The 26,784-nt window shown below is 69.4% G+C and carries 21 protein-coding genes; 10 read left to right on the forward strand and 11 right to left on the reverse strand.

Features of this window, described 5'->3' with window-relative positions; all coding sequences use genetic code 11:
- Positions 1 to 12 precede the first annotated feature (12 nt).
- From AB0959_RS48075 to AB0959_RS48110, 8 genes are all read right to left on the reverse strand, one after another.
- Complete coding sequence (locus AB0959_RS48075) at positions 13 to 1,665, reverse strand: histidinol-phosphate transaminase (protein WP_366833290.1); 1,653 nt, start codon at positions 1,663 to 1,665, stop codon at positions 13 to 15.
- A gap of 162 nt (positions 1,666 to 1,827) precedes the next feature.
- Positions 1,828 to 2,892, reverse strand: coding sequence for an aldose epimerase family protein (locus AB0959_RS48080; RefSeq protein WP_366833291.1), 1,065 nt, complete (start codon positions 2,890 to 2,892; stop codon positions 1,828 to 1,830).
- Between the two features lie 62 nt (positions 2,893 to 2,954).
- Positions 2,955 to 4,199, reverse strand: coding sequence for a multiple monosaccharide ABC transporter permease (mmsB, locus tag AB0959_RS48085; protein WP_366833292.1), 1,245 nt, complete (start codon positions 4,197 to 4,199; stop codon positions 2,955 to 2,957).
- Positions 4,196 to 5,746 (reverse strand): multiple monosaccharide ABC transporter ATP-binding protein, encoded by a 1,551-nt coding sequence (mmsA, locus tag AB0959_RS48090; protein ID WP_366833293.1) that lies wholly within the window; start codon positions 5,744 to 5,746, stop codon positions 4,196 to 4,198. Before mmsA ends, mmsB begins: the two co-directional genes overlap by 4 nt.
- Before the next feature lie 47 nt (positions 5,747 to 5,793).
- Positions 5,794 to 6,906, reverse strand: coding sequence for a multiple monosaccharide ABC transporter substrate-binding protein (gene chvE / locus AB0959_RS48095; protein WP_366833294.1), 1,113 nt, complete (start codon positions 6,904 to 6,906; stop codon positions 5,794 to 5,796).
- Between the two features lie 143 nt (positions 6,907 to 7,049).
- A complete protein-coding gene (locus AB0959_RS48100; RefSeq protein WP_366833295.1) occupies positions 7,050 to 8,018 on the reverse strand; it encodes a hypothetical protein in 969 nt (322 codons plus the stop codon).
- 124 nt (positions 8,019 to 8,142) lie between these two features.
- Positions 8,143 to 9,147 carry an alcohol dehydrogenase catalytic domain-containing protein gene (locus tag AB0959_RS48105; protein WP_366833296.1) on the reverse strand — a complete coding sequence of 335 codons (1,005 nt, stop codon included), beginning with the start codon at positions 9,145 to 9,147 and terminating at the stop codon, positions 8,143 to 8,145.
- Positions 9,144 to 10,301 carry a mandelate racemase/muconate lactonizing enzyme family protein gene (locus AB0959_RS48110; RefSeq protein WP_366833297.1) on the reverse strand — a complete coding sequence of 386 codons (1,158 nt, stop codon included), beginning with the start codon at positions 10,299 to 10,301 and terminating at the stop codon, positions 9,144 to 9,146. The genes AB0959_RS48105 and AB0959_RS48110 overlap by 4 nt, the downstream gene beginning before the upstream one ends.
- 452 nt (positions 10,302 to 10,753) lie before the next feature.
- On the opposite strand from AB0959_RS48110, the gene AB0959_RS48115 reads away from it, so the two are divergent.
- From AB0959_RS48115 to yjfF, 6 genes are all read left to right on the forward strand, one after another.
- On the forward strand, positions 10,754 to 11,248 hold the full coding sequence (locus AB0959_RS48115) for a hypothetical protein (protein ID WP_366833298.1): 495 nt from the start codon (positions 10,754 to 10,756) through the stop codon (positions 11,246 to 11,248).
- 629 nt (positions 11,249 to 11,877) lie between these two features.
- On the forward strand, positions 11,878 to 12,924 hold the full coding sequence (locus AB0959_RS48120) for a LacI family DNA-binding transcriptional regulator (RefSeq protein WP_366833299.1): 1,047 nt from the start codon (positions 11,878 to 11,880) through the stop codon (positions 12,922 to 12,924).
- Positions 12,925 to 13,060: 136 nt separating this feature from the next.
- On the forward strand, positions 13,061 to 14,068 hold the full coding sequence (locus AB0959_RS48125) for an ABC transporter substrate-binding protein (RefSeq protein ID WP_366833301.1): 1,008 nt from the start codon (positions 13,061 to 13,063) through the stop codon (positions 14,066 to 14,068).
- A 236-nt stretch (positions 14,069 to 14,304) separates the two neighbouring features.
- The gene (locus tag AB0959_RS48130) at positions 14,305 to 15,843 is read left to right on the forward strand and encodes a sugar ABC transporter ATP-binding protein (protein WP_366833302.1); all 1,539 of its coding nucleotides are present in this window, start codon (positions 14,305 to 14,307) and stop codon (positions 15,841 to 15,843) included.
- Positions 15,840 to 16,949 (forward strand): ABC transporter permease, encoded by a 1,110-nt coding sequence (locus AB0959_RS48135; RefSeq protein WP_366833303.1) that lies wholly within the window; start codon positions 15,840 to 15,842, stop codon positions 16,947 to 16,949. Before AB0959_RS48130 ends, AB0959_RS48135 begins: the two co-directional genes overlap by 4 nt.
- Positions 16,949 to 17,980, forward strand: coding sequence for a galactofuranose ABC transporter, permease protein YjfF (yjfF, locus tag AB0959_RS48140; RefSeq protein ID WP_366833304.1), 1,032 nt, complete (start codon positions 16,949 to 16,951; stop codon positions 17,978 to 17,980). Before AB0959_RS48135 ends, yjfF begins: the two co-directional genes overlap by 1 nt.
- Positions 17,981 to 18,199: 219 nt before the next feature.
- On the opposite strand, the gene AB0959_RS48145 is transcribed toward yjfF, so the two are convergent.
- Positions 18,200 to 18,646 (reverse strand): MarR family transcriptional regulator, encoded by a 447-nt coding sequence (locus AB0959_RS48145; protein ID WP_366833305.1) that lies wholly within the window; start codon positions 18,644 to 18,646, stop codon positions 18,200 to 18,202.
- Between the two features lie 158 nt (positions 18,647 to 18,804).
- Here AB0959_RS48145 and AB0959_RS48150 point away from each other — a divergent pair, with 158 nt between their 5' ends.
- The 3 genes from AB0959_RS48150 (at position 18,805) to AB0959_RS48160 (ending at position 21,461) form a co-directional block, all read left to right on the forward strand.
- Positions 18,805 to 19,827 carry an NADP-dependent oxidoreductase gene (locus AB0959_RS48150; protein ID WP_366833306.1) on the forward strand — a complete coding sequence of 341 codons (1,023 nt, stop codon included), beginning with the start codon at positions 18,805 to 18,807 and terminating at the stop codon, positions 19,825 to 19,827.
- Positions 19,828 to 20,080: 253 nt separating this feature from the next.
- Positions 20,081 to 21,094: a DUF1648 domain-containing protein gene (locus tag AB0959_RS48155; RefSeq protein ID WP_366833307.1), complete on the forward strand. Its 1,014-nt coding sequence runs from the start codon at positions 20,081 to 20,083 to the stop codon at positions 21,092 to 21,094.
- 1 nt (position 21,095) lies between these two features.
- Positions 21,096 to 21,461: a GntR family transcriptional regulator gene (locus AB0959_RS48160; RefSeq protein WP_366833308.1), complete on the forward strand. Its 366-nt coding sequence runs from the start codon at positions 21,096 to 21,098 to the stop codon at positions 21,459 to 21,461.
- Positions 21,462 to 21,631: 170 nt separating this feature from the next.
- Here the strand turns inward: AB0959_RS48160 and AB0959_RS48165 are convergent, their stop codons facing one another.
- Positions 21,632 to 24,184, reverse strand: a complete 2,553-nt coding sequence (locus AB0959_RS48165; RefSeq protein ID WP_366833318.1) for a M14 family zinc carboxypeptidase — start codon at positions 24,182 to 24,184, stop codon at positions 21,632 to 21,634.
- Between the two features lie 460 nt (positions 24,185 to 24,644).
- On the opposite strand from AB0959_RS48165, the gene AB0959_RS48170 reads away from it, so the two are divergent.
- Positions 24,645 to 25,445, forward strand: a complete 801-nt coding sequence (locus AB0959_RS48170; RefSeq protein ID WP_366833309.1) for an EI24 domain-containing protein — start codon at positions 24,645 to 24,647, stop codon at positions 25,443 to 25,445.
- Here AB0959_RS48170 and AB0959_RS48175 read toward each other — a convergent pair.
- Complete coding sequence (locus AB0959_RS48175) at positions 25,421 to 26,716, reverse strand: pyroglutamyl peptidase (protein ID WP_366833310.1); 1,296 nt, start codon at positions 26,714 to 26,716, stop codon at positions 25,421 to 25,423. The two genes, AB0959_RS48170 and AB0959_RS48175, sit on opposite strands and share 25 nt — an antisense overlap.
- Positions 26,717 to 26,784: the final 68 nt, after the last annotated feature.

A 26,784-nucleotide genomic window follows, 5' to 3' on the forward strand; every position in this document is an offset into this window, starting at 1 on the left:
CCGACCTACTACCTAGATCGCCCCGGCCGCAGGCCACCCCAGCGGTTCCGGCTGGCCCTCCGGGGCCGTGCGGCCGCGGACCTGGGCCGCCGTGAGGCCCTGCGCGGCGCCCATCGCGCGGCGGTTGGCGGCGGCGGCCATGCCGGGCATGCCCGTCTGGGCGACCGGCTGCAGGCCGGCGGCCGGAGCCGGGGTCATCCCCGGCATGGAGGCCACGTTCGGCATCGATGGCGTTGACGGCATCGACGGGGTCGAGGGCATCTGGGGCATCTGGGGCATCTGGGGCATCTGAGGCATCGACGCGGCGGCCGGAGCCGGAACAGGGGTCGGAGTCGGCATGGGCATGGGCGCGGGAGCCGGCGTGGGCGCCGGGGCCGGCATCGGGGCCGGAGCCGGGGCGGGGGCCGCAGTCAGGTTCGGCATTCCCATGGCCTGGGCGGCCACGCCCTGCATGCCCGAGCCGTTGGTCTCGCTCATCAGCCGGTCCACGGCCGCCGTACCCGAGCTGTAGCTGGTCCCGGTGCTCAGCTCGGGTACGGCGGCTCCCCTCCTGGACCCGTACAGCACCGACTCCAGGCCGGACACCAGGCGACGCACGTCCACCTCGGGTCGGACCACGAGCCGCAGGAAGCGACTGGATGAGCCGATCTTGTTGCCGCACTCGCGGACCAGGATCCGGTGCTCGGTGAGCAGCCGGTCCCGGACCACAGTGCCCTCGGCGCCGACGGGAAGGCGCACGAAGAGGAAGTTGCCCTGCGACGGGTAGACCGTCAGACCGGGCAGGTTGGAGAGCAGACGGGCCATCTCCAGGCGGTCCCTGCGCACCTGGTGCAGGCTCTCCATGTACTCGGCGCCGTGGTTCTTCAGCATGAACACCACGGTCTCCGCGAAGGAGTTGAGGTTCCACTTGGGCAGCATCGAGCGGACCTTCCCGGCGAGTGCCGGGTTGGCGACCATGTAGCCGAAGCGGATGCCGTGCAGACCGAAGTTCTTGCCGAGGCTGCGCAGCACGACGACGTTGGGCCGCATCACGGCGTCCTCGACGGTGCTCGGCTCGGACTCGGCGTCGGCGAACTCCAGGAACGACTCGTCGATGACGATCAGGTCCAGGTCCGCCATCGCGTCCATGAACTGCACCAGCGCGTGGCGGTGGAGGAAGCCGCCGTCGGGGTTGTTCGGGTTGCAGATGACGGCGACCTTCGTGCCGCGCTGGCGGATGAACTCGGCGTACTGCGCGAGGTCCAGGGCGAAGCCGCTCGACTCCTGGAGCGGGTACATGTCGACGCGCTTGCCGGTCTCCATCGGCTGGTCGGTCCAGCGGCCGAAGGTGGGGACGGGGATGGCGAGGGACTCGCGGACCAGCAGGTGGTCGATCCAGGTGATGAGCTCGGTCGAGCCGTTGCCCATCGCCACGCACTGCGGCGGCAGCTGGAGGAGGTTGCACAGCTCGGCCGTGATGGTGTCGGCGCTGCTCGGGTAGTACGTGATGATCTCGCGCAGCCGGCCGGCCAGGTCGTCGAACATGGCCGGGGTGGGGAAGTACGGGTTGCACGGGATGCAGAAGTCGATCGGCCCGACGCCTTCACCGCCCTCGCGCGTCAGCGCAGCCATCGACGGGCTGTGCGCTGCCGTGCTGCGGAAGAGTGAGGCGACGTTCCCGGCCATGAAACCTCCGTTGAGGACGGACCCGTTGGGGACGACCGGGCCCGACAGTTCTGGGCGGCCCGTGCGGGGGAGCACGGGCCGCCCATACATACGGTGGCTTGGGTGGCGCTGTTCAACCGCTGAGAAATCGGTAAGGACCTGTGAGCCACCTGTGGCGGTGGGTCAGCTGAACGAGTGGACCGTCGTCGAGCGGTACACCTGGCCCGGGCGCAGCGTCGTCGACGGGAACGACGGCTTGTTCGGCGAGTCCGGGAAGTGCTGCGTCTCCAGGCACACGGCGTCGCCCTGGCGGTAGATCTTCCCGTCCGTACCGACGAGCGTGCCGTCGAGGAAGTTCCCGGAGTAGAACTGCAGGCCCGGCTCGGTGGTCGCGATCTTCAGTGTGCGGCCGGACTTCGGGTCGCACAGCGTCGCGATGTGCTCCGGCTCGGCGGTTGTCCCCTTGTCGAGCACCCAGTTGTGGTCCATGCCCTTGGCGTACAGCAGCTGCTCGTTCGCCTCGCGGACATCCTCGCCGATCGTCTTGCTCCGGCGGAAGTCGAAGGGGGTGCCCTCGACCTCGGCGAGCTCACCGGTGGGGATCAAGCCCGAGTCGACGGGGGTGTAGCGGGAGGCGGCGATCTCCAGTTCGTGGTCGTGGGCCGAGCCGCTGCCCTCGCCCGCGAGGTTCCAGTAGACGTGGCTCGTGAGGTTGACGACCGTGGCCTTGTCGGTGGTGGCCTCGTAGTCGATGCGCCAGTCGCCCTGCCCGGTGAGGGTGTACGTGACCTTCATGTCGAGGGTGCCGGGGTAGCCCATCTCGCCGTCGGGGCTCGTGCGGGACAGACGCAGTCCGGCGTCGGCGCCCTCGGTGAACGGCTCGACGTCCCAGACAGCCCTGTCGAAGCCCTCGGTGCCGCCGTGCAGGCTGTTCGCGCCGTCGTTGACGGGGAGCTGGTAGCCCTTGCCGTCGAGGGTGAACCGGCCCTCGTCGACGCGGTTGCCGTACCGGCCGATCAGGGCGCCGAAGTAGGGGCTCTTGGCGACGTAGTCCTCGATGGTGGCGAAGCCCAGGGAGACGTTCGCGTACCGGCCCTCGCGGTCCGGGATCTCCAGGGACTGCACGATTCCGCCGTACGACAGGACTTTCAGACGCGTGCCGCCGTTCGCCAGCGACCAGCTGTGGATCGGGGTGCCGTCGGCGAGCTTTCCGAAGAGCTCTTTCACCGCTTCTTTCCTGTCTCTCATGGCGTACGGCGACGGACGCGGAAGGGCCCCGCCGTTCGACGGGGCCCCTCGTGACGACGCGGTTACGAACCGACCTTGCGCTTGTTCCACACGTCGAACCCGACCGCCGCCAACAGGGCCAGGCCCTTGATGACCTGCTGCCAGTCACTGCCGACGCCGAGGAGGTTCATACCGTTGTTCAGCACGCCGAGGACGAGACCACCGATGATCGCGCCGAGGACGGTGCCCACACCGCCGCTCATCGACGCGCCACCGATGAACGCCGAGGCGATCGCCTCCAGTTCGAAGTTCAGTCCCGCCTTCGGACCGGCCGCGTTCAGACGGGCGGCGACCACCAGACCCGCCAGGGCCGCGAGCACGCCCATGTTCAGGAAGACCAGGAAGGTGACCTTCTTGTCCTTCACACCGGACAGCTTCGCCGCCGGCAGGTTGCCGCCGATCGCGTAGATGTGCCGGCCGAAGACCGCGTTGCGCATGACGTAGCCGTAACCGACCACCAGGACGCCCAGGACCAGCAGGATGATCGGCGCGCCCTTGTAGCTGGCGAGCAGCATCGTGACGACGAGGGCCGCGGCGACGATGGAGACGATCTTGAGCAGGAAGAGGTTCAGCGGCACCACGTCCAGCGAGAACTCCTTCTGGCGTCCCCGGTCCCGGAACTCCTGGAGCACCACGAAGACGATCAGGACGATGCCCAGCAGGAGCGTGAGGTTGTGGTAGTTGGTGTCCGGGCCGACCTCGGGCAGGAAGCCGTTGCCCATCTTCTGCAGACCGTCGGGGAGGGGGCCGAGGGTCTGGCCCTCCAGCAGGATCTCCGTCGCGCCGCGGAAGACCAGCATTCCGGCGAGGGTGACGATGAACGACGGTATGCCGAGATACGCGATGAAGAACCCTTGCGCCGCGCCCGCCGCCGCGCCCACCAGCAGGCACAGCGCCACGGCGAGGGGCCACGACACACCGTGCTGCACCGTCAGCACGGCCGCGAACGCTCCCACGAACGCCGTCACCGAGCCGACCGACAGGTCGATGTGGCCCGCGATGATCACCAGCATCATGCCGATCGCGAGGATCAGGACATAGCTGTTCTGCAGGACCAGGTTGGAGACGTTGCGCGGCAGCAGCAGGTCTCCGTCGGTCCAGACCGCGAAGAGGGCGACGATCAGGCCGAGGGCGAGCAGCATGCCGTACTGGCGCATGTTGCGGCGCAGGCCGTTCAGCACCAGCTGCAGCAGGCCCCCGCCCGTACCCTCTCCGGTCTTGCCCGGCGGCGCCGGGGCCGGGGTCTTGGCGGTCACATCCGTGCTCATCGGGTTACCTCTTTGTCCTTCGTCATCTGGCGCATCAGCGATTCCTGCGTGGCCTCGGCCCGCGAGAACTCACCGGTCAGCCGCCCGGCGGCCATGGTGTAGATGCGGTCGCACATGCCCAGCAGCTCGGGCAGTTCGGAGGAGATGAAGACGACCGCCTTGCCCTCGGCCGCCAGTTGGTCGATGACCGTGTAGATCTCGTACTTGGCACCGACGTCGATGCCGCGCGTCGGCTCGTCCAGGATCAGCACGTCCGGACCCGCGAAGATCCACTTGCTGAGGACGACCTTCTGCTGGTTGCCGCCGGACAGCTTGCCGACCGGCTCGAAGACGGTCGGAGCCTTGATGTTCATGGACTTCCGGAAGCGCTCGGCGACCTTGCGCTCCTCGTGCTCGTCGACGACACCGCGCGTAGACACCTTGTTCAGGGCGGTGAGCGAGATGTTGCGGTTGATGGTGTCGATGAGGTTGAGGCCGTAGTGCTTGCGGTCCTCGGTGACGTAGGCGATGCCGTGCTCGACCGCATCGGCCACGTGCTTCGTCCGGATCTCCTTGCCGTCCTTGAGGACGGTGCCCCCCGCGTACCGGCCGTACGTCCGCCCGAAGACGCTCATCGCGAGCTCGGTGCGGCCGGCGCCCATGAGGCCCGCGATCCCGACGATCTCCCCGCGCCGCACGCTGAGCGACACGTCGTCGACGACCTTGCGCGTCTGGTCGATCGGGTGGTGCACGGTCCAGCTGCGGATCTCCAGGGCCGGAGCGGCACCCTTCTCCGCCTCGTGAGGAGTGCGCTCGGGGAAGCGGTGGTCCAGGTCACGGCCCACCATGCCGCTGATGATCCGGTCCTCGGTGGTCTCCTGCGCCTTCACGTCGAGCGTCTCGATGGTCTGCCCGTCGCGCAGGATCGTCACCGAGTCGGCGACCTTGCGGATCTCGTTCAGCTTGTGGGAGATGATGATCGAGGTGATGCCCTGCTTCTTCAGCTCCAGGATCAGGTCCAGGAGCTTGCCGCTGTCCTCGTCGTTCAGCGCGGCGGTCGGCTCATCCAGGATGAGCAGCTTCACCTTCTTCGACAGCGCCTTGGCGATCTCGACGAGCTGCTGCTTGCCCACGCCGATGTCGGCGACGCGGGTCTCCGGGTGGTCGGAGAGACCGACCCGGCGCAGCAGTTCGCTGGCGTGCTTCAGGGTCTCGCGCCAGTCGATGAACCCGCTCTTGGCGTGCTCGTTGCCGAGGAAGATGTTCTCCGCGAGGGAGAGGTACGACACCAGCGCCAGCTCCTGGTGGATGATCACGATGCCGTGCTGCTCGCTCGCTCTGATGTCCTTGAACTCGCAGACCTCACCCTCGAAGAGGATCTCCCCCTCGTAGGTGCCGTGCGGGTGGACGCCGGAGAGGACCTTCATCAGGGTCGACTTGCCGGCGCCGTTCTCACCGCAGATGGCGTGGACCTCGCCCTGCTGGACGGTCAGCGTGACGTCCGACAGCGCCTTGACGCCGGGAAAGGTCTTGACGATCGAGCGCATTTCCAGGACGGGTCCCGCCATGGTCTTGCCTTCCAATCAGTGGTGAATCGTCGTTCGGTGGCGGGCTTTTACTTCAGGTCGCTCGCCTTGATGTAACCGGAGTCGACGACCGTCTTCTGGTAGTTCGTCTTGTCGACCGCGACCGGCGTGAGCAGGTAGGCCGGGACGACCTTCGCGCCGTTGTCGTAGGTCTTGGTGTCGTTGACCTCGGGCTTCTTGCCGTTGAGCGCGTCGTCGACCATGGTCGACGCCACCTTGGCGAGCTCACGGGTGTCCTTGTAGACGGTCATGGCCTGCTGGTCGGCGATGATCGACTTCACCGAGGCGACCTCGGCGTCCTGACCGGTGACGACCGGCAGCGGCTTGCTCTTGGAGCCGTAACCGTCCGACTTCAGGGCCGAGATGATGCCGATGGAGATGCCGTCGTACGGCGACAGCACGGCGTCGACCTTGCCGCTCGTGTACGACTTGGTGAGGATGTCGTCCATGCGGCGCTGCGCGGTGGCGCCGTCCCAGCGCAGCGTGGTGACCTGGGTCAGCTGGGTCTGGCCGGACTTGACGACGAGCTGCTTCTTGTCGATGTACGGCTGCAGGACGTTCATCGCGCCCTGGAAGAAGTAGCGCGTGTTGTTGTCGTCGTTGGAGCCGGCGAAGAGCTCGATGTTGAACGGGCCCTTCTTGGAGCCGTCCTTCAGGCCGAGCTTGTCGACGATGTAGCTGCCCTGGAGCTCGCCGACCTTCTCGTTGTCGAACGACGCGTAGTAGTCGACGTTCTTGGTGCCGAGGATGAGGCGGTCGTAGGAGATCACGGGGATCTTGGCGTCGGCGGCCTGCTGGAGCACGTTGTTCATCGACTTGTTGTCGATGGCCGCGACGATCAGGGCCTTCACACCCTGGGTGATCAGGTTCTCGATCTGCGAGACCTGCTGGTCCGGGTCGTCCTCGCCGTAGACCAGCTTGGTCTTGTAGCCCTTGGACTGCAGGTCCTTGACGACGTTGTTGCCGTCCGCGATCCAGCGCTCGGAGGACTTGGTCGGCATCGCGATGCCGATGGTGCCGCCCTTGGCGCTGCCCCCGGTGTCATCGCTGCCGCCCTCGCTGTCCTGCCCACAGGCGGAGAGGGTGAGAGCGAGGGAGGCGGCCGTGGCGATGGCGGCGAGCGTTGCTTTGCGAGTGCGCATGATCATCTTCCTTGATGTGTGTGACCGGGCTCGGTCTGCGATGCGCGGTTGTACTCCGGGCGGTGCGGGTAAAGACCGAGAAAGCGATGTGTCGGATTCTGTGCGGCTGCGTCGTCTTCTGTGAAGAGGGCGTGTTCGGAACGTTATGAGGGTGTGTCGAATCGGTTGAGCGCACCCGGCAGCCGGGACCCCAGCGGCGCCATGTCCCCATCGACTCCGTGCCGCGCGAGCAGGTCCAGGGCGAGCCGGCCGCGCCGCACCCGCTCCTTGGCCGTGGCCAGGGTCAGGTCGCGCATGTGGTGCCCGTACGGGTAGATCCCGGGGGCCTTCGACAGGCCGAACTTCAGGTAGAGCGGCGCGCCGCGCCGGATCAGCTCGGCGACCTCGTACATCCGCACGTAGCCGCCGAGATCGTCGGGGGCCTCGATGTACATGTCCATGGGGGCGCCCGACACCCGGCGGATCTCGGTGAGGTGATCGAGCGTCAGGTCGCTCGGCACGTTGACCGAGTCGGCGCCCAGGTTCTCGTACACGGCGTACGCGGCCGGGTTGACCGGACCGATCAGTGCGGACACCTTCAGCGTCGTGTCGGCGGGGATGATCCCGGCCACGCGCGCCCGGTGCAGCGTCCACAGCACGCCCTCGTCGGCGACGAGCAGGCACTGGACGCCCAGCTCCGTCGCGCGGATCGCGTCCTCCACGCACCCGGCCACCGCGTCGTGGCCCCGGGCGCGCAGGCCCGCCCCGCGCGAGTCGGTACGGGTCGAGCCGCCGATGTCCCACGTGCCGCGCGGGCCGGTGAACAGACAGAGCTCGATGTCACGTTCGCCCGTGGCCTCGACCATCTCGGTGATCTCGGCGTCGGTCAGCATCCACACGCCGGAGCCCTGGCTGATCCGGTGGATCGGCACATCGAGACGCGAGGCCTCCTTGAGGATCACGGCCAGCGCCTCGGGCCCCTCGCACGAGGGGACCTCGGTGCGCCAGCGGCCGCCCCCGGGGAAGGTGTGCGGCGAGGCGTCGGCGGGGGACAGGTCGGGCGCGCCCAGGCCGAGCGCGGCGAGCGCCTGCTCACCGGGTCGACGGGGCGCCGTGGCGGAAGCGTCGGTCACTGGGTGTCCTTCTTCGGGTTCGGTATTTCGGACGTCATTCGTCTCAGTGGATGTACGCCGGTACGGAGCGTCAGGGTCTCCGTACCGGCGTACGTCTCGGGGGCGGCGCGGGCGCCCGGTGGACTCAAGGCCGGATGAGGACCTTGCCCACCTTCGGGTCGCCCGAGCCGACCAGCTCGATGGCGTGCGCGAACTCCTCCAGCCGCAGCTCGTGCGTGACCAGCGGCAGCGGATTCAGCAGACCGGCGCCGAACACGCGCACCGTGTGCGCCCAGGCCTCCGGCGGCGCCCCGAACACGGTGTGCACCTCCAGCTGCCGTACGACGAGATCGGTCGGGTCGAGTCCGTCGGCACCCGAGGCCGGGATACCCGTGAGGACGAGACGCCCGCCGCGTCTGAGCAGGGAGGCGGCGGTGTTCGCGGCGGACGCCGACCCGGCGGTCTCGATGACGACGTCGAAGTCGTCCGGCAGCTCCTGGTCCCGGGTACGGAAGTCGGTGGCCCCGAAGGTCTTCGAGAGCTCCTCGCGGTCCGGGCGCGTGCCCACAACCAGCAGCTCCGAGGGCGAACCCGCCTTCAGGAACTGAACGGCGAACATCCCGAGCGTCCCCGTGCCCACGACCGCGACCCGCTCGCCGGGCCGCGCGTTCGCCTTGAGGGCGGCGGCCGCGATGCAGGCGGCGGGCTCCAGGAGCGCCGCCGCCGTCAGGTCGGCGTCGTCGGGGAGGACGTGGAGCAGCCGGGCCGGCAGGGTGAGCGTGGTGGCCATCGCGCCGGGCTGGGTGAAGCCCGTCTCCTCGTAGCCGGCCGAGCACAGCGTGGTCTCACCCGCGTGGCAGCGGTCACAGACCTGGCAGTTCCTGAAGCCCTCGCCCACCACCTTGCGGCCGACGAGGGACGCCGGGACCCCGGAGCCCACCGCCTCGACCGTTCCCGACCACTCGTGGCCGGGTGTGAGCGGGTAACGGACGTACCCCTCGGGCCGGTTGCCCTGGTAGACCTCGCGGTCACTGCCGCAGATGCCGCTCGCGTGGACCCGTACGAGGGCCTCCCCGGCGGCCGGAGCGGTGGGCTCGTGCGGGACGATCCGGTGCTCGCCCGGCGCCTCGATGACGACCGCGAAGCTCACTTCGTTCCCTTCGGCTTGCGCTGCTCCCAGCCGTCCGCCCACAGGTCGAAGCGAGCCTGCTGCTGCGGGAACTCCGCCGCCGCGTCGGTGTCCAGCTCCACACCGAGACCGGGAGCGTCGGAGAGGTGGAAGTACCCGTCGACGACCTGGGGCGCGCCCTTGACCACCTTCTTGATGTCCGCGTCCGCGAAGTCGTTGAAGTGCTCCAGGATCTTGAAGTTCGGGGAGCTGAAGCCGACCTGGAGGGAGGCGGCGGTCAGGACGGGGCCGCCCACGTTGTGCGGCGCCACGAGCATGTAGTGGGTCTCGGCGGTGGCGGCCAGCTTCCTGGTCTCCCAGATTCCGCCGATGTGGCCGACGTCGGGCTGGATGATGTCCACGGCCTGGCTCTCGAAGAGCTCGCGGAACTCGATGCGGTCGTGGATCCGCTCACCGGTCGCGACCGGCATGTCGACCTTCGCGGCCACCTTCTCCAGGGCCTTGAGGTTCTCCGGCGGAACGGGCTCCTCCAGCCACGCGGGCTTGAAGGGGGCGAGCTCATGCGCGAGGCGGACGGCGGTGGAGGGCGAGAAACGGCCGTGCATCTCCAGCATCAGCTCGGCGTCGGGCCCGATGGCGTCCCGCACGGCCTCGATGAGCGAGACGGAGTAGAGCGTCGCCTCGTGGTCGAGCTCGAAGTGGCCGGTGCCGAAGGGGTCGATCTTGAGGGCCTTGTAACCGCGCGCGATGACCTCCTGCGCGGCCTTGTGGTACGCCTCAGGCGTGCGCTCCGTGGTGTACCACCCGTTGGCGTACGCCTTGACCTTGTCGGTGACCTTGCCGCCGAGCAGCTGCCAGACCGGGACGCCGAGGGCCTTGCCCTTGATGTCCAGACACGCCATCTCGATCACGGCGATGCCGGACATGACGATCTCGCCGGCCCGACCGTAGTCGCCGTACTTCATACGGCGCACCAGGTCCTCGACAGCGAACGGGTCCGACCCGAGAATGTGATTGGTTTCTGCTTCGTGCAGATAGCCGAGCAGCGCGTCGGTGTGCCCCAGCATGCGGGTCTCACCAACGCCAGTGAGACCCTCGTCGGTGTGTACCTGGACGTAGGTCAGGTTGCGCCATGGCGTACCCACTACGTGCGTGCTGATTCCCGTGATGCGCACGGCGATCGCTCCCTGCTGCTCTGCGGCCCTGTTCGAAATTTCGGCACTCGTTCGAAATGCTGGTCGGACAGTAAGGATGTCTCGGTCGGGGTGTCAATGGGTTGAGGCCACAACGGTTTCGACACGATGGCGGGGAATGGTCCGGCCTGTCCTTCCTTCCGGTGCGCCAGAAGGTGAAGTTGCTACACAACTTTCACCGTCACGCCTAGGAACGTCACCGGTGTGGAACTTAATCTTCCCACGTCATGGACTACTGCCACCCGTGCCAACGGCACCTCAATGGCGCCCTCGCCTGCCCGGGGTGCGGCACGCCGGCCGAAGACGGCCGGGCATTCGAGGACTCGCTCCCCGATGGGGACGGTGAGGCCGCGGGCGGACATGGCGAAGCCTACGAGGCCGACGAGCCGGGGACCGGTGGACGGCGCGCCCGGTCGCGGGACCGTGGACGCGGTGTGCGGGCGAGCCGACGGGACCGGCGGGCGGCGCTGCACCGGCGCCGCCGCCGACGGGTCCTGATGGTCGGGGCGGCGTTGCTGCTCGCCGCGGGTGGACTGAGTCTCGCGGAACTCGGTATGGAGGCCCCCTCGGGAGAGCCGAACGGGGCCTCCGTGGAGGACGCCTCCGCCGGTTCACCGACGCCGTCGGCGGAGGGGATCAAGGAGTCCGGCGGCGGGGCGGGGAGACCGGCCGACACGGAAGGGGATTCGGCCGACAAGTCGGCGTCTCCCTCGGACTCGGAGTCGAAGAAGCCCGAGAAGAAGGACCGGGACAAGTCCAAGGAGCCCTCGGACCCGGACACGACAGCGAACCCCACGTTCTCGGCTCCCGCCCCGGCCTACCCGTCTCGCGACTCCAGCACCCCGACTCCCCGGCCGACCGCGGACTCGCCGACCCCGGATCCGACCCCCTCGCAGACGTGCACGCGCTTCCTGTGGTGGTGCTCGTAGGAATTCCGGTCGGGCGGACCGCACTTGGCCCGAGCCGGGTGACCGTCCCGTCCGTCGCGTGAACTGTCGCGCGGCCCGGCTGCCGGTACCGACCAGGGTGGCGTGCCGGACGGCCCGGACGCCAAGGGTGTGCGTGGCGCCGGCGCGAGTTGTGGTGCGGCCCGCCCGCTGAGGCCCTGGCCAGGCCGCCGTACGGCGCGGGCGCCCCGCGGTGCGGGGGAAGGGTGTCGTACCAGGCGGATCGGCTCTGCCTCCACGTCTGGATACGGCTACGAGGAACCGTCTGTCAACTCCTTTCGGGCGGGGCCCGCGATCTCGGGCGGGAGGTGCCGTCGCGGCCTGCCGCCTCCTCACCTCGCGCCGCTGGGCACGTTATTCAACCGTGACGCCTTCCCGTTGCAGCCCTCTTGACGACCATGAATTGTTAGCGCTCACAATGACCTCCGCATTCACCACTCGGCGTCCCACGGCATCCAAGGAGGTATGAGCGTCGTGCCGACAGCGCCTCAACTCGTCGCCCCGCCCGGTGCCTTGGGGCTTTCCGGAATCCCGGCGTGAAGCCGGCGGCGGGGACTCACCCGCCCACACCACAGGTCTTATCGGCAGACGACCGCCAAGGAGGTGCGGCCGTGACGGACGCTCAGCTTCGGCCGCCCACCATGGCCGACGTGGCACGCCAGGCCGGCGTGTCCCACCAGACCGTGTCCCGCGTGCTGGGGGACCACCCCCATGTGCGGGAGCAGACACGGGCCAGGGTGCTGCGGGCGATCGAGGAGATGGGCTACCGCCGCAACTCCTCCGCACGGGCCCTGGCGACCCGTCGCACCCGGACCCTGGGCGTGGTCGCCTCCGACACCACCCTCTACGGACCGGCCAGCACGTTGTTCGCGCTCGAGGAGGCGGCCCGTGCCGAGGGGTACCTCGTCTCCACGGTGAGTCTGCGCAAACTGACCGTGGAGAAGCTGTCCGAGGCCTTGGACCACCTCAGCGAGGGTGGGGTGGAGGGAGTGGTCGCCATCGCCCCACAGCGGTCGGCGGTCGAGGCTCTGGCCGAACTCCGCCATCCGTTCCCGGTGGTGACCGTGGGCAGCGGGCCCGGAGTGGGGATCCCCAGCGTCAACGTGGATCAGCACCTGGGCGCGCGGCTGGCCACCGGTCATCTGCTGGCCGCCGGCCACCGTACGGTCTGGCATCTCGCCGGACCCGAGGACTGGCTGGAGGCGGCCGACCGGGCCGCCGGCTGGCGGTCGACCCTCGAAGCGGCGGGCGTCGAGCCGCCGACGCTGCTGCGAGGGGACTGGAGTCCGCTGTCGGGCTACCGCGCGGGCCAGGAACTGGCCGGCTGGCTGGGGCGGGGGCTGACAGCCGTCTTCGTCGCCAACGACCAGATGGCGCTGGGGGTGTTGCGGGCGCTGCGTGAGGCGGGCGTGCGAACTCCCCAGGACGTCGCGGTGGTCGGTTTCGACGACATCCCGGAGTCGGAGTTCTTCGCTCCACCGCTCACCACGGTCCGGCAGGACTTCTCGACGGTGGGCAAGCAGAGCATCGCCCTGCTGCTGGACCTCATCGAGGGCCGAGCCCTCTCCGGGAAGCCCCGGGTCGCCATCGAGCCCCAACTCGTCGTCCGCGCCAGTACCTTTCCGTACGCACCTCAACCGGAAGGCACTTCAGGCTGACGCGGCACCGATCGGTCGCCGTCCACCGGTGCGGCCGACATCTCGAACAATGATCGACAGGCTGGACGCAGTGCGGCCGGTCCCATCGAGTACCAGCGGGTCCATCCCCGGGCCGGCTCTTCAAAGGAGAAGAAACATGCTCAACAGACGGAACTTCCTCACTGCGGCGGTCGGCGTGGCGGCAGCGGGTGGCCTCGCCGCCTGTGCCAAGGAGGACAGCGGTTCCAACGGTTCCTCCTCCGGGGGCGGCAGCAAGGCGATCACTCTCGGCTTCTCCCAGGTCGGTTCGGAGAGCGGGTGGCGCACCGCCAACACCGACTCGGTCAAGGAGGCGGCCAAGGAGGCGGGCTACACCCTCAAGTTCTCCGACGCCCAGCAGAAGCAGGAGAACCAGATCTCCGCGATCCGCAGCTTCATCGCCCAGAAGGTGGACGTCATAGCCTTCTCGCCGGTGGTCGTCACCGGCTGGGACGCGGTGCTGAAGGAGGCCAAGGCCAAGAAGATCCCGGTCGTCCTCACCGACCGCTCCGTCGAGACCTCCGACGACTCCCTGTTCGTCACCCTTGTCGGCTCCGACTTCACCGACGAGGGCCGGCGCGCGGCCAAGATGCTGGAGAAGGTCCTCGAGAAGGCCGGCCACAAGGGCCCCGTGAAGATCGCTCAGCTGGAGGGCACCACCGGTGCCGCCCCCGCGCTCGAGCGTGCCAAGGGCTTCAAGGAGGTCATGGACGCCGACCACAAGGACGACTGGAAGATCGTCGTGAGCCAGACCGGCGACTTCACCCGCGCCGGCGGCAAGCAGGTCATGGCGGCCTTCCTGCAGTCCAACCCGGACATCGACGTGCTGTTCGCGCACAACGACGACATGGCCATCGGCGCCATCCAGTCGATCGAGGCGGCCGGCAAGAAGCCCGGCAAGGACATCCTGATCGTCTCGGTCGACGGCGTGAAGGACGGCTTCGTCGCCATGTCCGAGGGCAAGATCAACGCCATCGTCGAGTGCAACCCGCTGCTCGGCCCCCAGCTGATGGAGGTCGTGAAGAAGGTCAAGGACGGCGAGTCGGTCGAGCGCTGGATCAAGACCAAGGAGGGCGACTTCATGCAGGACCAGGCCAAGGCCGCGCTCCCGAACCGCAAGTACTGACCGACCGCACCACCGGTAGGAGTCTCCGGCCGACCGAGATTCGGTCGGCCGGGCCCTGTGGGCCTGCAGCGGCTGTTTCCCATGAGGAGCGCTGCCGTGACTCCGCCCCGCGTGAGGGGCTTCCAGCCCAAAGGCTGCGGTCCAGCCCGAACCGACCCCTTGCGGGGCGTAATCAATCCTACACGCAGCGAATTCTCCACCGGGTGAAAAGCCGGTGATCCCTCACTAGGAGAGGTATGGCAGAGCCGCGGCCCGTCCTGGAGATGACGGGCATAGTCAAAGAGTTTCCGGGGGTACGGGCTCTGTCGGGCGTCGACTTCCGGCTCTTCCCCGGCGAGATCCACGCCCTGATGGGCGAGAACGGCGCGGGGAAGTCCACCCTCATCAAGGTGCTGACGGGGGTCTACTCCCTCGATGAAGGCACCATCACCCTCGACGGGAAGTCCGTGGCGATCGGCAGCCCGCTGCAGGCGCAGCACGCCGGTATCAGCACGGTCTACCAGGAGGTCAACCTCTGCCCCAACCTGTCGGTGGCGGAGAACATCTTCATCGGACGCGAACCGACCCGCATGGGCCGCATCCAGTGGAAGCAGCTGCGCCGTGAGGCGGCTCAGCTGGTGGACCGGCTCGGCCTCGACATCGACGTCACCGCGCCCCTGTCCTCCTACCCGCTGGCCGTGCAGCAACTCGTCGCGATCGTACGGTCGGTGGGGACCGGCGACAGCGACGGCGAGGGATCGGGCACCAAGGTGCTGGTCCTGGACGAGCCGACGTCCAGCCTCGACCGCGACGAAGTCCTGGAGCTGTTCCGCCTGATGCGGCAGCTGAGGGACGAAGGCGTCGCGATCCTGTTCGTCTCGCACTTCCTGGACCAGATCTACGAGGTCTGCGACCGGATGACGGTGCTGCGCAACGGCACACTGGTCGGCGAGCACATGGTCAGCGACCTCGACCAGGTCGGACTGGTCCAGCTGATGATCGGCAAGGCCCTGGACCAGCTGGAAGAGCTCCACGACCAGCAGCTGCACGCCGATGTCGGCGAGATGCTGGTGCGGGCGGAGGGGCTCGGCAGGGCCGGCGCCATCTCCCCCTTCGACCTGGAGATCAAGAAGGGCGAGGTCGTCGGACTGGCCGGTCTGCTCGGCTCCGGCCGTACCGAACTCGCCAGGCTGCTCTTCGGCGCCGACCAGCCGGACAGCGGCAAGGTGTCCATCGGCGGCAAGCAGGTCTCGATGAGCGCCCCGAACGACGCGATCGGCGCCGGAGTCGCGTTCTGCTCGGAGAACCGCAAGACCGAGGGCCTCGTACCGGACCTGACGGTGCGGGAGAACATCATCCTCGCCCTGCAGGCGGCGCGTGGCTGGACCCGTCCCATCCCGGTCGCCCAGCGCGACGAACTCGTCGCCAAGTACATCAAGGCCCTCGACATCCGACCCGCCAACCCGGAGGCCCGTGTCGGGCAGCTCAGCGGCGGCAACCAGCAGAAGGTGCTGCTGGCCCGGTGGCTCATCACCCAGCCGAAGCTGCTGATCCTGGACGAGCCGACGCGCGGCATCGACGTCGGCGCGAAGGCGGAGATCCAGAAGCTCGTCGTCTCACTCTCCGAGGACGGCATGTCCGTGATGTACATCGCGGCCGAACTGGAGGAAGTGCTCCGGCTCAGCCACACCATCGGGGTGCTGCGCGACCGCCGGCTGGTGGCGCAGATCGCCAATGGGCCCGAGATCACCCCCAGCCGGATCCTCGAGACCATCGCGAGCGGAGAACACCAGTGACCACCACTCCCCGATGGCGAGCGCTGACGCACCACCACCTGTTCTGGCCGGTCGCGATCCTGGTCCTCCTGCTGCTCGTCAACGTCCCCTTCACCCCTGACTTCTTCTCGATCCGGATGTCGAACGGCCACCTCTACGGCAGCCTCGTCTCGATCGTGCTGTTCGGCTCGCCCCTGATCCTGGTGGCGGTCGGTATGACCCTGGTCATCGCCACCGGGGGTATCGACCTCTCCGTCGGCGCCGTGGTCGCCATCACCGGAGCACTGGCCTGTTCGTACATCAGCGACCAGGCCGACCAGAGCGCCCTGTCCGGGGTGCTGCTCGCCATGGCCCTGGCCCTGGTGGCCGCGGTCGTCTGCGGCCTGTGGAACGGCTTCCTGGTCGCCCGGATGGGCATCCAGCCGATCATCGCCACGCTGATCATCATGGTCGCCGGCCGCGGTGTCGCCCAGCTGATCACCGACGGGCAGATCATCACCGTCAACAGCGAGCCGTACAAGCTGATCGGCGGCGGCTACTGGCTCACGCTGCCGTTCTCCATCTTCGTGGTGGCCGCGGTCGTGGCCGTCACGGTGGCGCTGACCCGCCGCACGGCGCTCGGACTGCTCGTCGAGTCGGTCGGCGGCAACGCCGAGGCCAGCCGCCTGGTGGGCATCAGGTCCCGGCGCATCAAGATCATGGTGTACGTCTTCTGCGCGCTGTGCGCGGGCATCGCGGGCCTGATGATCAGCTCCAACACCTCGGCCGCGGACGGCAACAACGCGGGTCTGTGGATCGAACTCGACGCGATCCTCGCCGTGGTGATCGGCGGCACCTCGCTCCTGGGCGGCCGGTTCTCCATCGGCGGCACGGTGGTCGGAGCCCTCGTCATCCAGACCCTGACCACCACGATCTACACCATCGGCGTGCCGACCCAGACCAACCTGGTCTTCAAGGCCGTCGTCGTCATCGTCGTCTGCCTGCTGCAGTCCCCGAAGTTCCGCGCCAAGGTCTTCGGCAACAAGTTCGGTGCCAGGCCCGGCGCGAAGGGCAGCGGCAAGCCGGCCGCGGCCCCGGCGGAGACCGCCACGGCGACCGAGGCCGCTCCCAAGATGGAGGTGTCGTGATGAGCGCGACCACCCAGAGCCCCACGGCACCGGACAGCGGTACCACGTCCCCCGCGTCCAAGGCCGCGCGTCTGCTCGCCGACCGGCGGATGCCCGTCCTGGTGACGGCCCTGCTCTTCCTCGTGATGTACATAGCGGGCCTGAACCGGTACCAGAACTACGGGTTCGCCGAACCGCAGGTCTTCATGAACCTGTTCATCGACAACGGCTATCTGCTGGTCGCCGCCGTCGGTGTCACCTTCGTCATCCTGTCCGGCGGCATCGACCTGTCCGTGGGCTCCGTGATCGGCTTCACGACCATGTTCACGGCCTGGCTGGTGGAGCGCCAGGGGCTGCCGATCCTGCTCGTCATCCCCATGGCGCTGGCCGTGGGAGCCCTCGGCGGCTTCCTGATGGGATATGTGATCCACAACTTCGAGATCCAGCCCTTCATCGTGACCCTCGCCGGCCTCTTCCTCTTCCGGGGCCTGTGCCTGGTCATCAGCAAGGAGTCGATCTCCATCGGCGACGCCTCGGTGAGCAGCATGGCCCAGGCGCAGGTCTCGCTGGGAGCGGGCTTCCTGTCGATCGGCGCGATCGTCGCGCTGGTCGTCCTCGCCGCCGCCTTCTACGTCCTGCACTACACACGCTTCGGACGGCGGGTGTACGCCATCGGTGGCAACGAGCAGTCGGCGATGCTGATGGGCCTTCCGCAGGGCGGCACGAAGATCGCCGTGTACACCGTGAGCGGGTTCTGCTCGGCTCTGGCCGGGCTCCTGTTCACCCTGTACATCCAGTCCGGTGACCCGCTGCACGCGACCGGCATGGAACTCGACGCCATCGCCGCGGTCGTCATCGGCGGCACGTTGCTCACCGGCGGATCCGGCTACGTGATCGGCACCCTCTTCGGTGTGCTGGTGCTCGGCCTGATCAAGAGCATCATCCAGTTCGAAGGCACGCTCAGCTCCTGGTGGACGAAGATCGCGACAGGCGTGCTGCTCTGCGCGTTCATCCTGATCCAGCGGGCCATGACGACCCGTAGGAAAGCCTGAGCCGAAAGGGCGGCCACGGGCCACCGAGGGACCCTTTCGGCCGGAGCGGTCCGTCGCACGTACGCCGTGCGACGGACCGCTCGGCGTTTCTCGCCCCCGCCACCCCTACCCGTCTTGTCCCCGGGGCTCCGCCCCGGGACGAGGCCGCAGGCCGACAGCGGGGGTCTGGGGGCGCAGCCCCCAGGGACGGGACGGGTAGGGGCGGCGGGGGCGAAAAACCTACGCGTCCAGCATCCTCCGCAGCAGCCCCCGCAAAGCCAGCCGCTCCTCCCGCGACAACCCGGCAAGCGGCTCCCGCGCGAAGTCCAGCGACTCCCTCAACCCCCGCGCCAACCGCCCCCCTTCCTCCGTCGCCGCCGCCAGCTTCACACGCCGGTCCTTGGGATCAGGCCGCCGTTCCACCAGCCCCCGCGCCTCCAGCCGGTCCACGATCCCGGTCACGTTCGACGGCTCACACCTCAGCTTCTGGGCCAGTCGCCGCATGGGCAGCGGCTCCAGGGACAGCAGACTCAGCAACCGCGCCTGCGCTCCCGTCAGCGCGTGCCCGGCGGCGGCCTCCTCGTACTCCTCGTGGTAACGGGCCACGACCGCGCCGATGAGGTCGACGACCTCCAGTGTCAGCGGGTCGGTGGGAGTGGTGGGAGTGGTGGTCTTCTGCGTGGCCATGAGCTCCAGGCTACCCCGATACTTGACATCATGAAATATTCAAGCGCATTGTTGTTTCAGGCAGTGAATTAACCGCCCGGTATGAAGCGTAAGCAGGCGACCGGGTGGCTACCCGAACCACACGCACGTACATACGCACGTCCGCAGGAAGGTCCCTCATGTCCGACACGCCCGCCCTCCCCGCCACCGGCCGCGAATGGCACCTGCTCAGCCGCCCCGTCGGCTGGCCGAAGCCCGAGGACTTCGCCCTCGTGGACGCGGAGATCCGCCGGCCCGGCCCGGACGAGGTCCTCGTAAGGAACAAGTACCTCTCCGTCGACCCGTACATGCGCGGCCGCATGAGCGCCGCCAAGTCGTACGTCGCCCCCTTCGAGCTGGGCAAGGCCATGCAGGGCGGCGCCGTGGGCGAGGTCGTCGAGTCGAACATCGACGGCATCGCACCCGGTGACCACGTCCTCCACTTCGGCGGCTGGCGCGAGTACGCCACGATCGACGCCAAGCAGGCCGTCAAGGTCGACGCCGACGCGGCGCCCCTGTCCGCCTACCTCGGCGTCCTGGGCATGACCGGCCTCACCGCCTACGCAGGCCTCCTGAGCACCGCGTCCTTCAAGGAGGGCGACTCCGTCTTCGTCTCCGGCGCGGCCGGTGCCGTCGGCAGCCAGGTCGGCCAGATCGCCAAGCTCAAGGGCGCGTCGCGGGTCATCGGCTCCGCCGGGTCCGACGAGAAGGTGAAGCTGCTCGTCGAGGAGTACGGCTTCGACGCGGCCTTCAACTACAAGAACGGGCCGGTCGCCCAGCAGCTGCGCGAGGCCGCCCCCGACGGCGTCGACGTGTACTTCGACAACGTCGGCGGTGACCACCTTGAGGCCGCCATCGGCTCGCTCAACCGCGGTGGCCGCGTCGCCGTCTGCGGAATGATCTCCGTCTACAACAACACCGAGCCCGCCCCCGGCCCGAAGAACCTCGCCCGCCTCATCCAGACCCGCGGCCGCATCGAGGGCTTCCTCGTCGGCGACCACTACGACCTCCAGCCGCAGTTCGTCCAGGAGGTCGGCCCCTGGGTCGCCTCGGGCGCGCTGAAGTACCGCGAGACCGTCGTCGAGGGCATCGAGAACAACCTGGAGGCGTTCTTCGGGGTCCTGCGCGGCGACAACATCGGCAAGATGATCGTCAAGCTCTGAGCAATCCGAGCGCTCTGAGCAATCCCAGCGCTCCGAGCAATCCGAGCGCTCCGAGCGAACGGCGTGGTGTGTCACGGGCGTGGCGTGCCCGTGACGCCCGCCCGCCACGTTCGTTTGCACAGGCGGAGTCCGCACCCTTGGACGTGGGGTGCGGACTCCGCCGTTCTGAACTCCGTCACGTGAAGTCGTCGCGCACGGGGAGTTACGCCCCCCCCCACTTGTTCTAGTAGTATGCGAACAAGAGGTGATTCACATGACGCGACCCTCGCGCAGTCGCATACTCGCGCCCTCGCTGTTGGGCACGGCCCCGTTCGCCTTCGCCCTCTTGCTGGAACTGAGTGTGTTCGCTGCGCACCGCGAGCGGCTGCCCGCGGAGATGGCCAGTCACTTCGACCTCGCCGGAGTGCCCAACGGCTTTATGGACACCGGTCGTTGGGTCGCCGTCACCGCCGGGATCACGGCCATGGCCGCCATCGGACTACTGCTGCCCCTGCTGAGGGGAGCCCTGCCGGGGAAGGGCCACAGGGGCCTGCTGGCGACTGGCTGGGGCACCGCGGGGCTGCTCGGCTACCTGTTCTGCGCCACCATCTCGGTCAACGCCGGCCTCACGGACCCCTCGGCAGCGCGCTTTTCGATGTGGCACCTCCTGGCCGGTCTGGGAACAGCGGTGGCCGCCGCCGCGCTCGGCTGGTCGCTGGCCTGGCTTCTGCTGCCGCCCGACGCCAGGCCCCAGGCCGGCACGGCCCCGGGCGACACCGCGTCTCAGGGGGAGCGCCTCGACCTGCGCCAAGGAGAGCGCGCGGCCTGGAGTCGGCCGAGCGCCTCGCGCGGCTTTGTCGTCGCAGTACTCGCCGTGGCGGTGGCCGTGCCGACGCTGCGGTACGCCCTGGACGAGGGCCCCAGCCCGTGGGTGGGCCTGCCGCTCGCGGCAGGGGTCGGCCTGGCGGCCGTCGTGCTCGGTGTGCTGCGGGTAACCGTCGACATCCGCGGCCTGACCGTGGCGTCGCTGCTTGTGCCCGCCGTGCGCAGACGCGTGAAGCTGGAGCAAGTCGAGTCCGCCGTGCGACGGGACATCCGGCCGCTGGAGTACGGCGGTTGGGGCTATCGGGTGCGACCCCGGTCCACTGCCGTGGTCCTGCACGGCGGACAGGCACTGGTGCTGAGGCTGGTCGGCGGCCGGGAGTTCGCCGTGACGGTGGACGACGCGGACACGGCTGCGGCCCTGCTCAACACCCTGGTCGACCAGCGCCGCTCCCCGGGGAGGTGACATGCTCTTCCGCGTCGATCCCAACTCGCAGGTGTCACTGGGGGAGCAGATCGCGGCGAACGTGCGCGGCGCGCTGGCCGCGGAGAAGCTCCACACCGGAGAGCGGCTGCCCCCCGCCCGGCAACTGGCCGACTCGCTCGGCGTGAACGTGCACACCGTGCTGCGCGGCTACCAACGGCTGCGCGACGAGGGGCTGATCGAACTGCGCCGGGGCCGGGGCGCGGTGGTCACCGGCGGCACGGTCCCGGCCGACCGGGCACGGCTGGCCGAGCGTGCCCATGGACTGATCGCCGAGGCACGCCGACTGGGCTTGTCGGACGAGGAGTTGCTGGCCTTGATCCGCACGGGCCAGACGGCCCCGGGCTGACGTACGACCCTGTCCGCTGACCCTGCCCGCGCGACAACGAAGCCCTGGACCCGCAGACCAATTGGCTTCCCAGTCCCAGCGACACGCCGTGAATGTGGCGTGTCGCTGGGACTCTCGAGCCACTTGGCGGCCGTGCCGTGGGCAGGGGCCCGGCCCGTTCGGTCACCCGGTCAGGACAGCGTCAGCAACGCCCGTCCCACCTGCGGGAACTCGCCCTTCGGATGGTCACGGAACAGCGGTTCCGTGCCGAAGAGGACCGCGTGCGGCCCGCTGACGACGGATGCCCGGCCCGCCGCCGCTGCCGGTCCGCCCGAGCCGTCATCCAGGGGCCGCCAGTGGCCGGCGACGAGCGGATTGCCGGTCGCGTACGACTGCTCGACGGTGACTCCCCGGCCGAGGCCGGTGAACCAGACGGGTGCGTAGACGAAGCCGTGGTCGGGCGCCCCGGCCGTGATCCGGCCCGAGTTCACCACCCTCACGACACCGTTGGCGTCCCCGTTGCCCTCCACGGCCGTCGCCTTCAGCAGCCCGGCGGCGGAGTTGAGCGCGGCTCCCGCAGCTCCCCTGCCGACGAGACCGTGCGTGCCGAGGAAGCGGTCGAGCGCCTTCCGCGCGGCCGTGTTCAGGCGGTCGTACGACAGTCCCGCCGACACGAACAGCACGTCCGCAGCCGACCAGTCGAAGCCCTCGTTGAGGACGGCCGTCGACACGGGGACGACGTCGAAGTTCATCTCACGCAGCGCGAACAGCTCACCCGGCGTGACGGCCGCGGCGACCCGCACGTGCCGCAGCGGGGTGCCGCGGGACGTCTTCGTCGCGTCGAAGGCCACGTCGTACGTCCGCGCCAGCACCTGAGCCGTCCGGCGCGCCGTCGAGGGCACGAGTGCGCTGCCGTCGGCGGCCTGCCGCACCGAAACGCCCTGACGGAGAAGGGAGTTGAGCGCGGCGATCTCCTGCGGGTCGTCGAGCCGCAGCCGCAGGTCGCCGCGCGGGGCGACGTAACCGACCGGTGCGGCGGCCTGGACGGGCCGCGCGGGGACCGCTTCCGGACGGCCGCTCCTCACCTCGTCCACGGTCGCGCCCCACAGCCGGCCCAGGCTCCACCCGGAGATGTCGTACATCACCGACACCTTGGCGCTGATGTCCCGCCCGTCGGCCAGCAGCACGTTGGCGAGTCCGCGCTTGGGCTGGCGCATGTCGACGACGTACGAGCCCTTCGGGTACGACCGGCCGCCGAGCCGGAAGGCCTGGGTGGAGCGCCGCACTTGTACGTCGTTGGCGAGCAGATGGTCGACGAGGCGTGCGGCGGCGGTGGCGGATCTCCCCCACTCTCGGCTTCGCTCGAGCGGGGGGACCCCCAGTCCGCCCCCGCCGGCCGGGACGACGTACGCGCGCGGGAACTCGGTGGTGTAGACGTCCTCGGGGCCGATGCCCGGCACTCCCGGAACGGTCCGCTCGGAGACCGGGACCTGGGCGGCCCCGGCGGCACCCCGCCGGAACACCTCGATCTGGTCCGCGACGAGGGACGCCCGGTGCTCCTGTACGTACGCGAGCGTCGCGCGCATCGCCGCTCCCGCGACGTCCACGTTGATGGCGGACCGGCGACGCAGTTCGGCCACCGGCAGCGAGTCGTACGCCTCGTTGTTGACCTCCAACGGGATCTCGACCGTGTGCGCGGCGACCGTGCCGTGGAACGCCGCGTACTGCGGGGTGAAGATCGGCGGCCAGTCGTCCCAGCCCTCCTGCTGGTCGCGGAAGGGGATCTGGGCGGGCTCGACACCGTCCTTGCCGGGCGTGTAGCCGAGGCCGTTGACGGCGGCCTCCATGCCGAGGGCGTTGGCGTAGGTGTTCTTCAGGAAGAGGTCGTACTCGTAGTTCTCGCCGTGCGGCGGGGTGGTCGGCTCGATCAGCGTGCCGTTGACGTAACCGTGCAGGTCCAGCATGACGGCCGGCTGCTTGTCGATCTCGATCTGCCGCATCGCGCGCGCCTCGGGCTGCGAGGCGGTGACGAGGTCCCGGTTGAGGTCGAAGCCGCTCGCGTTCGCGCGGGTGCCGGCGATCCGGCCGTCGGGGTTGGCGGTGATGTTGAAGTAGAGCCGGTTGTGGGCGAGGAGGTCGGTGGTCTCCTTGTCCTTGGCCGTGGCGAGCCGTTCGATCAGTTTGAGGGCGGCGTCGGTGCCCTCCCACTCGTTGCCGTGGATGTTGTTGTTGAAGAAGACGGGCGTCTTGTAGGTCTTCTTGACGGCCGGGTCCTTGGCGGCCGACCGAGGTGCGTTCTCGATGAGTTCGCGCATACGGTCCTGGGCGCGGGCCTGGTGCGCGGTCTCCGGGGCGGTGACGGTGACCAGGTAGAGCCGGTGCCCGCCGGCCGACCGTCCGGCGATCTCGACGCTCACCCGGTCGCCGAGTCGTTGTAACCCGTTCAGCTTCGGCGCGATGCCGTGGTACGGGACGAGGCCCAGCTTGATGGACTTGTCGGCGGGGTTCTCCGGGTCCGGGGTGAGGACCTGCTCGCGCGGGTAGCCGCGGATGGTGCCCTTGCCGGACAGGTCGGTGACGGGCGCGGTGAGAGCCCGCTGCGTGACGCCGGCGGGGGCCTCGGCGGCGTCACGGGGGAGTGCGGAGCCCTCACGGACGGGCGGTGCGGGTGCGTCGTGGTCGTCCGCGCCCGCGGGGAGCGGGGCGAGCAGGAGGGAGCCGGCCGCGGTGGCGGCGACGGTCACGGTGGCGATCAGGGCGGTTCTCGGGGTGGAGCGCGGGGCGCTGGCGCTGCGTCTCGGCAGGAGCACGCGGTACCTCCAGGGGCGAGGGTGCCTGATGTGATCGATACGCTCGGTACGCGAGGTGTACCTGTTCGAATCTCGCGCAACAAGAGGGCGTCGGCGTAGCGGCTCGCGGACACAGGGGTGGTTGTTTCGCCTCCGCCGCCCCTACCCGTCCCATCCCTGGGGGCTGCGCCCCCAGACCCCCGCTGTCGGCCTTGCGGCCTCGTCCTCAAACGCCGGAGGGGCTGAAAATTCAGCCCCTTGGTGGCACCTCCCAGCGGTAGCTGGGGGAGTTTGAGGGGCGGGGTCCGGGGCGGAGCCCCGTGCGGGGTCGAAGGGGCGGAGCCCCTGGGGATGGGACGGGTAGGGGCGGCGGGGGCGTAATCACCCCTCGTGGACGCCCCGATAGGGTTCCCCCATGCGCGATCTCGGGGTTGGCTTCAGGTACTTGCTGCAGGGACAGCGATGGATCGCCCGGCACGGCAGACAGTACGGGTTCGGGCTCCTGCCCGGACTCATCACGCTCGTGCTGTACGCCGCGGCGATCACCGCCCTCGCCCTGTGGGGCCCGGACTTCGTCGCCTGGTCGACTCCCTTCGCCGACGACTGGTCCAGCCCCTGGCTGGGCCTCTTCCGCGGCTTCCTGACCGCCGTCCTCTTCGGCCTCGGTCTCCTCCTCGCGGTCGTCACCTTCACCGCCGCGACCCTGCTCATAGGCCAGCCGTTCTACGAGAACCTCTCGGAGCAGGTCGACCGTGACGTCTCCCCGGACGGCACGGCACCCGAGTCCGGCCTCTCCCTCCCCCGGGAGCTGTGGATCTCGGCCCGGGACAGCCTCCGCATCGTCATCCGGGCGGCGCTCTGGGGCATCCTCCTCTTCGCCCTCGGGTTCCTCCCCTTCGTCGGACAGACCGCCGTTCCGGTGCTCGGCTTCTTCGTCACCGGGTTCTTCCTCACCGAGGAACTCACCGCCGTCGCCCTCCAGCGCCGCCGCGTCGAACTCCGCGACCGCCTCGCCCTGCTCCGCACCCGCAAGACGCTGGTCTGGGGCTTCGGCACCCCCCTGGGCATCGCCTTCCTGGTCCCGGTCGTCGCCGTCTTCCTGATGCCGGGCGCGGTCGCGGGCGCCACCCTCATGGCCCGCGACCTGATGGGCGAGGAGACGGAGGACGGCGACCGCGACCGGGACGACGATCAGGAAGAGGCCTCCGCGCCCTGACCGGCCCCCGGCCCCGAGGCGGACCCCGTCGCCGCCACCGCCACGATCGCCCGCACCTGCGCGATGATGTCCAGCCGGTTCCGTACGAACTCGGGATCGGTCACCGCCCCCGTCGCCGGGTCCGTGTTGCCCGCCCCGAACTGCAGCACCGGCGTGTGCACGTGCCCGGCGGGCAGCCGGTCGTGCAGCCCCATCCGGTCGCGCAGCAGCGTCGCGCGGTAGGCGATCTCGTTGGAGAGGTAGTTGCCGCCGCCTCCGGCGCGGGCCGTCGAGCCGGGCGTCGGTCCGTCCGGCCGGACGACGGATTCCGTCCCGCCCGCCGGGATCTCGGTCACGCTCGTGTTGTCGTACACCGGGAAACGTCCCGTGCTCGCGGCCACGATCCGCGCGTACGGCAGGGTCGTCGTCGTCCACTGCGGCTGGGAGGCCGGGTCGGCGACCGGGACCGTCTCCGTCCGCGAGAGGTTCTCGTTGTCGGGGAAGCCGCCGCGCCAGGCCCCGTTGGTCCGCTCGACGTCGATGCGGCCGACGCGGCCCTGGCTCACCGTCGTGACCAGGTCGACGTTCCGCAGGTGCGGGCGCAGCGTCCGCTCCACCGTTCCTTCGGCGAAGTCCTGCCAGCGGACCGGGAAGACGGCCGTCTCGACGCGCGCCGGGCCGTCCGCGGTCTCGATCACCGTGCCGTCGAGGGCGAGCGCGGTCGCGCCGGAGGGGTTGGAGATGCGGATGTCGCGGTCCAGGGTGAACGGGTCGAAGCCGGTGAGCAGGACACGCTTCACGGCCCGGGCACCATGGGGATAGCGGATCGCGTTCTGTCCCCGTGAGGTCTCCTCCACCGTGGCGAGGAGTCTCGACCGTTGTGCGTCCGTCAGACCGAACTCCGGCTCCCAGCCGCGCACTTCACGCGTCATCCCCAACCGCGCCCAGTACAGCGGCCGGTCGTCGTCCCGGCTGAGATCACCGCCTGACGGGCCACGGCCCTGCGCCCGGTCCACGGCCCGCCGCCACAGCCGGGATCCCTCGGTTGCGGCGATCCGCTCGGCCTGCGCGTACGAGCGCGCCCCGGCGAGTGCCCGTGCGAAGTCGGGTGCCACCGTGTCGAATCCGGAGCGTCGCAGGATCTCCTGGGGTGCGGCCCTGTCGAGGCGCTGCTCCTCGACGGTCGGGGGTGCCGCGGAGGTCTTCCCGGCGGCCGAGGCCGCCGTGGGTGAGGCCAGGCCCGCGAGGAGGGCCAGTCCGAGTATGCCGATCCGAACACGTATGGGGGTCAAGGGAGTTCGGTTCCTTCCGCTGTGCACGGGGTGTCGCCGGACGGCGGCAGTATGCCCGTGTCGGAAGG

Origin of the sequence: Streptomyces sp. NPDC046862, assembly GCF_040704615.1 — a bacterium.
Lineage (GTDB): Bacteria > Actinomycetota > Actinomycetes > Streptomycetales > Streptomycetaceae > Streptomyces.